Annotated in this window: 3 protein-coding genes; all 3 read right to left on the bottom strand. The window is 68.6% G+C overall.

The window, feature by feature from the left end:
• Positions 1–379: 379 nt before the first annotated feature.
• Positions 380–718 carry a hypothetical protein gene (locus tag GXY15_16080; GenBank protein ID NLV42730.1) on the bottom strand — a complete coding sequence of 113 codons (339 nt, stop codon included), beginning with the start codon at positions 716–718 and terminating at the stop codon, positions 380–382.
• 299 nt (positions 719–1017) lie between these two features.
• Complete coding sequence (locus GXY15_16085; GenBank protein ID NLV42731.1) at positions 1018–2109, bottom strand: two-component system response regulator; 1092 nt, start codon at positions 2107–2109, stop codon at positions 1018–1020.
• Positions 2102–5914 (bottom strand): response regulator, encoded by a 3813-nt coding sequence (locus GXY15_16090; protein NLV42732.1) that lies wholly within the window; start codon positions 5912–5914, stop codon positions 2102–2104. Before GXY15_16090 ends, GXY15_16085 begins: the two co-directional genes overlap by 8 nt.
• Between the last annotated feature and the right edge of the window lie 298 nt (positions 5915–6212).

The raw sequence follows: 6212 nt of genomic DNA on the forward strand, positions 1-6212 counted from the left end.
AATAAGCAGACGGGAATGGCGCTGAACGGCGGCACGGCGGAGGCGCGGACCTATGACGGCTGGGGGCGGCTGGCCTCGCGAGCGCAGGGGGCGTCCGAGGGGTGGGGAAGACTCAACGCAGAGTCGCAGAGAACGCAAAGGGCGCGGAGAGGCAAACAGTCTGCCGGCCGACCGTTTTCGAGCCCCGCGCGCGTTGCGCGCGCCTTGGAGTGCGGCAGCTTGCTGCCGCCTTCTTTCGTGCGGGCTTGCCCGCGCGGGGTTGCCGGAGCGGGCCAGAAAGCGGCCGGGTTGCCGTCCTCGCGCCATCTTAAATTGAAGCGGCCCCTGTCGAAAGCTGGGGGCAACCTCAGTCGGCATAGAGCGCCAGACAACATGTGGACTACAGCGGTTGCCACTCCAAAACCATCTTGCGCTGGGCGAGTGTCTGCGGGGATCTTTGACTTGCCAAATAGGGGTCATGCCGACGCAGGTCCGCAATGTGGTTAAGCGCCTCCTCGCCCGTCAGCCCCTGCTCCCGCAGCCAGCAGCCCACCACGGTCGCCGTGCGCCCATGTCCGCCCCAGCAATGGACATATACGCAGCGCCCGGCGCTTCGGGCCTGCCGAATCTTTTCAAGGATGGCGGCCATGAGCTCTTTGGTGGGCACGCCAAGGTCAACGATGGGGAAATTCACGCGCTCAAGTTCAATGCCCGCTTCGCGGGCAAGCTGTTCCGCCATGGGCATGTACGGCGGGAACGGCCCCCAGGGCGACCGCTCATCCGGCTCTTGAAGCGAAATGAAAACGCGGACGCCGGCATCCAGCAGCCCCCGGAGTTTCTTTCGTGCTTCCCCCTGGTCCCTGTCGCCAGGAAAACATCCCGCAAGCAAAAGGCCGTCCTCCACCCACCATGACTTTGGAAAGGGTGCGTCCTCTTTCATTGATCCGTCCGACCTCCTTCGGAACATGAAAACCCGCGCCGGCCGTTTTTCCGGTCATCAGATGTCCCATGTCTTTCCTTTTCCGCGCCGCTGGGCGCTCACTGTTTCAGCGTCTCGCGCTCCTCGTCATAGTCGGCGTTCTCCAGGGCGACGGCGCGGAACTCCTCGTTCAGTGCCAGGAAGGCGGCGACGATCTCCGGGTCGAAGGCGGTGCCGGACCCCTCCTGGATAATGGCGACGGCCTGGCTGTGGGGCATGGGGCGCTTGTAGACGCGGCGGCTGATGAGGGCGTCGTAGACGTCTGCGACGGCCATGATGCGTCCGGAGAGGGGGATGTCCTCGCCCGCCAGCCCGTTGGGGTAGCCCGAGCCGTCCCATTTCTCGTGGTGGGAGAGGGCGATCTCGTGGGCGTAGTGGAGGAAAGAGTTGGCCCCGAGCCGCTTCTCGGCGGCGGCGATGGCCTTCGCGCCAAGGAGGGTGTGGGTCTTCATGACGGCAAACTCCTCCGGCGTGAGTTTTCCCGGCTTGAGGAGGATGTTGTCGGGGATGCCGACCTTGCCGATGTCATGGAGGGGCGCGGAGCGGTGGAGGTTGAAGACCTCCGTGTCGTTCAGGATCCCGGCGTGTTTCGGGGTGCGGGCGAGGGCGGCGGCGATCATGCGGACATAGTTGCGGGTGCGCTGGATGTGGCCGCCCGTCTCGGGGTCGCGGCATTCGGCGAGGGTGCCGAGGCTTTCCATGGCGGCCTCCTGGGTCATGGACAGCTCCCAGGTGCGCTCCTGCACCAGCTCCTCGAGGCGGTCGCGGTGGCGTTTCAGCTCGATGTGGTTGCGCACGCGGGCCTTGACCAGCTCGGGGCTGAAGGGCTTGGTGATGTAGTCCACCGCGCCGAGGGCGAGGCCGCGGGCCTCGTCGCGCTCGTCCGTGAGGGCGGTCAGAAAAATGACGGGCACGCCCCGGGTGCGGATGGATTTGGACAGGGCCTCGCAGACCTGGTAGCCGTCCATGCCGGGCATCATGATGTCGAGGAGGACCAGGTCGGGCGGCGTGTCCCCGGCGAGGTCCAGGGCGGTCTCTCCGTCCATGGCCACGGCGATGTCGTACTCGTCGCCGAGGGTCTCCACCAGGATGTCGAGGTTGGCCTCCGTGTCGTCCACGGCGAGAATGAGCGGGGGGGCGGGATCAGGCATGGGGCGGGTCTCCTTCGTCGCCGCCGCGCAGCGCGGCGAGCAGTTCGAGGGCGTCTTTAAACTGGTAGCGGGCGGCGGCCCGCGCCAGTTTTCCAATCTGCGATGCCGCCGGTTCCGGCCAGGCCAGCGCGGAGAGCCGGTCCGCCAGCTCGCGCGCGGGCTTGGGCCGCCGGGCCTTCAGGTGCGGCTCCAGCGCGTTCAGGAGTTCCCGGAGCAGCGCGGGGTCTCCGGCGTCCTTTGCGGCGGCGGGGGCCGCGTCCGCCGGGGCCCTCTCCGCGAGCGCCCGCGCGGCGGCGCGCACCACGGCCATCTCCGTCGCGGCGGCCTCCGCGAGGCGGACCGCCTCTTCGCCGGTGTTTCCGGCGCGCAGGAGCTGCTCCAGGCGCGAGAGGATGTCGTGGAGCCCGCGCGCGGAGATGTTCCCCGCGACGCCCCGGATTTTGTGGGTCAGGGCGGCGGCCTCCTCGCGCGCGTTGGCGGCGATCATGCCGCTGATTTCCGCCATGCGGCCGCCGTTCTCCTCCACGAAGCGTTCCACCAGGCTGAGATAAAGGCGGCTGTTGCCGCCCAGGCGGGCGATCCCCTCGCAGACGGCGAGGCCGGGCAGCTCGTCCACGCCCCAGTCCTCCGCCGTACGGGGCGTTCCGGTTTCCGGCGGGACGGCGTCCACGCCCGCGCGGGGCTTCACCCAGCGCAGGAGGGCGTCGTACAGCTCGCCCGGGTCAATGGGCTTGTTCACATGGTCGTTCATGCCCGCCTCGAGGCTTTTCGCCCGGTCGGTGGCCAGGGCGTGGGCGGTCATGGCGATAATCGGCAGGCGGACCGGCCCGCCGTGGGGCAGCATGCGGATGCGCCGCGTGGCCTCCAGCCCGTCCATCTCCGGCATCTGCACGTCCATGAGCACGGCGTCGAACCCGCCTTCGGCCGCGGCGCGCAGGGCCGCCGCGCCGTCGTCCGCCGTCACCACGCGGAGCCCGCCGATCTCCAGCAGCTCCCGCACCACCTGGCGGTTGACCTCGTTGTCGTCCGCGGCGAGGATGCGCGCGCCGCGCAGGGGGGCGAGGCGCGCGGGGTTTGCGGCCTCGGCGCCGGCGGGGGAGGCGGCCGATTTCGCCAGCGCGAAACCGAAGGTCTGCATGACCGTTTCGAGGAGGAGGGAGGTGCTGACGGGCTTGATGAGGAACCCGGAGGGGACAACGCCCGCCGTGCGCGCCTGGACCATGATTTCCTCGCGGCCGTAGGCGGTGATCATGACGGCCTTCGGGGGCTTGGCCAGGCCGGGCAGGGTGTTCATGCGGCGGATGGCCTCCACGCCGTTCATGCCGGGCATCTTCCAGTCCATGAGCACCAGGTCGAAGGGTGTCTCCGCGGCGGCGACCATCTCCACGGCCCGGGCGCCCGACTCCGCCTCGGCCACCTCGAAGTGGAAGGACTGGAGCATGGACACGAGGATTTCGCGGGCCGTGGGGTTGTCGTCCACCACGAGCGTCCGCAGATGGGGCAGCCGCGCGGCGGCGGCGGCCGGCCCGGCGTCCGTCTCCTCCGCCCTGCCGAACATGGCGTCGAAGAGGAAGGTGCTTCCCTGGCCGGGTTCGCTCTCGATCCGGATGTCGCCCCCCATGAGGGCGACCAGTTTCCGGCAGATGGCGAGGCCGAGGCCCGTGCCGCCGTAGCGGCGGGTGGTGGCGCTGTCCGCCTGGGAGAAGGACTCGAAGAGGCGGCCGGCGGCCTCCGGGGAGATGCCGATGCCCGTGTCCTTCACGGAGAACTCCAGCCGCAGGCGGTCCCCCTCCTCCGCGAGGCGTTTCACGGAGAGGACGATCTCCCCGGCCTCGGTGAACTTGACCGCGTTGTTCGCGAGGTTGATGAGAACCTGCCCCAGCCGGAGCGGGTCGCCCACGAGGGTGCGGGGGAGGTCCGGCTCCGTGCGGATGAGCAGCTCCAGCCCCTTCTCCTCCGCCTTGAGCAGGACAACATTCGCCAGGTTGGCCAGCACCTCCTCCAGGCTGAACGCCGTCTCCTCCAGCTCCATGCGGCCGGCCTCGATCTTGGAGAAGTCGAGGATGTCGTTGATGATGCCCAGCAGGGCGTGCGCCGCGTTGTGGGCCTTGGTGACGTAATCCCGCTGCTTGGGGTTCAGGTCGGTGCGCAGGGCCAGGTGGCTCATGCCGATGATGGCGTTCATGGGCGTGCGTATCTCGTGGCTCATCCGCGCGAGGAACTCGCTCTTCGCGCGCGTGGCCTCCTCGGCCTGGTCGCGGGCGAGGGCCAGGTCCTCCGCGAGCCGCTTCAGCTCCGTGACGTCCGTGAGCACCCCGGTCAGGTACTGCGGCCTGCCCGACGCGTCGCGCACGCAGCGGCCCCGGTCGTATACCCAGACCACCCGCCCGTCCGCGTGGATCAGGCGGTACTCCAGGGCCGAGTCCTCCGCCGTCTCCGTCCGCCGCGCGGTCCACTCCATGACGGCCTCCCGGTCCTCCGGATGGATGATCTCCAGGAAGACGGCCAGGGGCTTGTGCAGGAAGAAGGATGCGGGGCGGCCCGCGAGGGCTTCCGCGGCCTCGCTGACCAGCGTCATCTCGCGGTTTCCCTCCGCGTCGCATCGGTAGAGCACGCTGCCGGTCTCCGACACCAGGGTCTGGAGCTGTTCCTGGAGGTTCTCGAAACTCCGCCGGAGCCGGTCCGCCATGTCGGCGAAGGTGCGCGAAAGCAGGCCGAACTCGTCCTTGCTGGCGACGTCCGGGGTGATGGACAGGTCGCCGCCGCCCACCCGCTCCGCGGCGGCGCGGAGCCGGTCGAGGGGCGTGGTGATCAGGCGGGCGGCGTACCAGGCGCCCGCGGAAATGGCCAGCAGGATGACCAGCAGCGCCCCGGCGTTGCGCGCCATCTCGCGCTTGAGCGGGGCGATGATCCGCGCATAGGGAACGGCCAGCGCCAGGGACCACCCCGTGGACTCCACGCGGCTGAAGAAGACCCACTGTTGGCGGTTTTGGCGGTCACGCACCTGGCGCGACCCGGACTCGTCCTGGGTCATGGCATTGCCCAGGGCGGTAAGGTCACCGCGCCCTTCCTCGTGCGCCTGGAGCAGGAGGTTGACCCTGGTGCTGTTTTCAGAGGGGGGGAGCCCCCGCCGGAAGACGAAATAGCCCCGGCGGTCAACCAGGAAGAAATCCAGTTCGGGCTCCAGCTGGTTCTGGATGGCCGTCTGGAGGGGCTCCAGGAAAACGTCCATCGTGGCCACGCCCATGAACGCGCCGCGGCGGACGATGGGCGCGGAGTAGGTGACCATGAGGACGTTGCCCGCCCCCTTGTCGAAGTAGGGGTCGGTCCACACCGGCTTCCCCGTCGTTTTCGGGAGGTGCCACCAGGTCCACTCCGGGGCGGTGTAGTCGTAGCCGTCCCGGCCGATGTCCATCTCGTGCAGACCGTCCGCCGTGCGGTGGACATAGGGGGCGAACCGGTCGCGGCCGGGCGGGCACGCCAACGGGTCGAAGGCGATGGCCCCGCCGTAGATGGTTTCGTTCTGGCTGATGTTCTCCCGGAGGATGGCGTAATAGTCCGCCTCGGTGAGGCCCTCCGACAGGCCGACCACCGCGGCGGTGGTGCGCACGGCCTGGGCGGCCTCGCGCAGTGTCCCGTCCACCTGCCGGGAATGGCGCCGCGCCAGGAGGGTGGTCTCCTTGCCCATGATTTCCAGCTCGCGCCCGTAGAGCTTTGAGGCGTTGTACCCCAGCAGCGCCGTCAGCACCCCCACCACGGGCACCACGGTGAACAGCAGTATCTTCCGGCGGATCGTGAAACGCATGCCTCGCCTCCTGAATGGCGACTCTGTCAAGAATGCACGGACCGGACCGGGGCTGTCAAGGAAAACCGGTTGAACCTGATTGCCGGATAAGACGTTGTGAGAACCGGGGCAGTTCCGGGAACGTGATGGCTTCGCTTCGCTGCTAATGAAGTGGACGTATTCTTCCGCGCTCCAAGGCGCCGGTTTTTCTCTGCCAAACGTGGAAATGGCCGAAAGCGAAAGTCTTGGGCATCCCGGAGGGATGCAGGACATTAGCCGGTGGGTGAGCGCAGCGATACCACCGGACAGCAGCCCCCCC

Source organism: Candidatus Hydrogenedentota bacterium, assembly GCA_012730045.1.
In the GTDB taxonomy this organism is placed as follows: Bacteria; Hydrogenedentota; Hydrogenedentia; order Hydrogenedentales; family CAITNO01; genus JAAYBR01.